The organism is Rhodoblastus sp. (assembly GCF_041915505.1).
Classification (GTDB): Bacteria; Pseudomonadota; Alphaproteobacteria; order Rhizobiales; family Beijerinckiaceae; genus Rhodoblastus.
The window spans coordinates 1-2,810 of sequence record NZ_JAYSBG010000415.1 but is presented as its reverse complement, the minus strand read 5'-3'; the positions used below and the strand labels follow the sequence as shown (position 1 = coordinate 2,810).

Annotated in this window: 1 protein-coding gene; it reads left to right on the top strand. The window is 68.6% G+C overall.

The features are described from left to right. Nucleotides 1-2,687 (top strand): helicase-related protein (locus ACE3S9_RS17885; RefSeq protein ID WP_374547831.1); only part of this gene is annotated, 2,687 nt, incomplete at its 5' end. Between the last annotated feature and the right edge of the window lie 123 nt (nt 2,688-2,810).

Sequence of the window (2,810 nt, the reverse complement as noted above, 5' to 3'; positions counted from 1 at the left end):
TCGACCTCTACCAGAACGGCGACGTCGATTATATCGTCGCCACCGACGCCATCGGCATGGGGCTCAATCTCGACGTCGATCACGTCGCCTTCGCCGCCGACCGCAAATTCGACGGCTATCAGCACCGCCGCCTCAATCCGGCGGAATTCGGCCAGATCGCCGGCCGCGCCGGGCGCCATGTCCGCGACGGCACGTTCGGGACCAGCGGCCGCTGCCCGCCCTTTGACGAGGAGCTGGCGGCGATGATCGAATCCCACGCATTCGACCCCGTCACCATGTTGCAATGGCGCAACGCCACGCTGGATTTTTCGTCGATCGAGGCCCTGATCGCCTCGCTCGACGCCACGCCGAACCTGCCCGGCCTCAGCCGCGCGCCGGTGTCGGAAGATCAGGTCGCGCTGGAAACCGCCGCGCGCGACGAAAAAGTGCGCCGCAACGCCAAGACCCGCGCGGATATTGAAAGATTGTGGGACGTCTGCCAGATTCCGGACTATCGCAAGACGTCGCCCGCCGCCCACGCCGATCTGGTGATGACGGTCTATGGCTATATTGTGCGGGCCGGACGCATTCCGGATGACTGGTTCGCGCGCCAGATCGCCAGCGTCGACCGCACCGACGGCGACATTGACGCGCTGTCCGCGCGCATCAATCAGGTGCGCACCTGCACCTTCATCGCCAACCGAAATGACTGGTTGAACGATCCAGAGCATTGGCAGGGCGTCGCGCGTCAGGTAGAGGACAGTCTGTCCGACGCCCTGCACGCGCGCCTGACCCAAAGATTTGTCGACCGGCGCGCCAGCGTGCTGATGCGCCGACTGAGAGAGAACGCGATGTTGGAAGCCGAAGTCACAGCGACGGGCCAGGTCATGGTCGAGGGTCATCACGTCGGCTCGCTGCAGGGATTCTGCTTCACGCCCGACCCGCAGGCCGAAGGCGAGGAGGCCAAGACCCTCAACGCGGCGGCGCAAAAGGCCCTCGCCACCGAGATCGAGGCGCGGGCGCGGCGCGTGCACGAGGCGGTCGACGAGGCTTTCGTGCTCGCCAATGACGGGATCATCCGCTGGCTCGGCGAGCCGGTGGGACGGATCGCGGCCGGCGACCATATTCTGAAACCCCGCGTGCGGCTGATCGCCGACGAGCATCTGACCGGCGCCCAGCTCGAAATGGCGCAGAACCGGCTCGACCTCTGGCTGGCGCAGCATGTCAAGAAAACGCTCGGCGCGCTGGAGGATCTGGAGATCGGCGACGGGCTCGACGGCGTCGCGCGCGGCATCGCCTTCCAGATCGGCGAATCGCTCGGCGTGCTGGAGCGTTCGCGCGTCGCCGAGGAAATGAAGACCCTGCCGCAGGAGGCGCGCGGCGCCCTGCGCAAGTTCGGCGTGCGCTTCGGGGCCTATCATCTCTATCTGCCGGCTCTGCTGAAGCCCGCCCCGCGCGCGCTGGCGGCGCAGCTCTGGGCGCTGAAGCACGGCGGGCTGGAGACGGTGAAGGGCATTGACGAAGTCGCCCATCTCGCCGCCTCGGGCCGCACCTCCTTCGCCGCCGATCAGCAGATCAATCGCGGGCTTTATCGCGCCGCCGGCTTCCGCGTCTGCGGCGACCGCGCCGTGCGCGTCGACATTCTGGAGCGGTTGGCCGATCTGATCCGTCCCGCCATCGCCTATCGCCCCGGCGTCACGCCCGGCGACCCGCCTCCCGGCGCGGCGGATGGCGACGGTTTTGTCGTCACGGTCACCATGACCTCGCTCGCCGGCTGCTCGGGGGAGAGTTTCTCCAGCATCCTGAAATCGCTTGGCTATGTCAACGAGACCCGCACCGGCCCGGCGATCACCGTTGCGCTGCTGCCCAAGGCCCCGACCGAGCCGATCAAGCCGGCGGCCCAGCCCGAGGAACAGGCCGCCGCCGCCGATGAGGCGACCGCCGAAACGACGGAAGCCGAGGCCGAGACGGTCCAGACCGAGGCGGCCGAAGCAGCCCCGGACGAGACGGCGGCTGAGGCTGGCGTGGAAGCCGCGCCCGTAACGGCGGAGACAGCGGAGGCCCAAGGCGAGGCCGTCCACGCCGAAACCGTCGAGCCGGAAGCCGCGCCGGCGGAGGCGCCCGCCGAAGCCGCGCCGGTCGATGCCGAGGCAGTCGTCGAACCGGCGCCCGAGCCTTTGGCTGAAGCGTCCGTCGAAACCGCGCCCGAAGCGGAAGGCGAGACGGTCGCGGCGACCGAGGGCGAGCCTGCCACGGCCTCGGCCGAAGTCGAAGCTGAAGCCGCCCCCGCCGAACCAGTCCAGATCGAAGTCTGGAAGCCGCAGCGCCATCACGGCCGCCGGCCTGACCAGAACCGCCGTCACGGCGGCGGTGGACGCGGAGGTTTCCAGAATCGCGCGCAAGGCGCCGCCGGCGACACCGCGCCGGCCGAAGGCCAGCCTGCCACTGAGGGCGCCCCGCCCGCGCAGGGCCGTCCGCGCCGGCCGGAAGGCGGCAAGCCCCGTTTCGAGGGCAAGCCGCGCTTTGAGGGCAAGCCCCGTTTCGAAGGCCGCTTCGACGGCAAGCGCCGCGACGACCAGCGCGGCGGCGACCGTCCGCCGCATCACGAGAAACGGCCGCAGCGCGAAAAACAGGCCGATCCGGATTCGCCCTTCGCCAAGCTCGCCGCGCTCAAGGCGGAGCTTGAGGCCAAGAACAAAAAGAACTGACGCGTCGGCCCGCATTGAGGGTTTGTTAACCCCCTTTGCGTTTTTGCGCCGCCGCGCCGGTAAAAAAGCCGGTTGTCCGCTTTTTTCGGCATGGTTAATGCTTCCTTCAGGATGCGGGGTCCA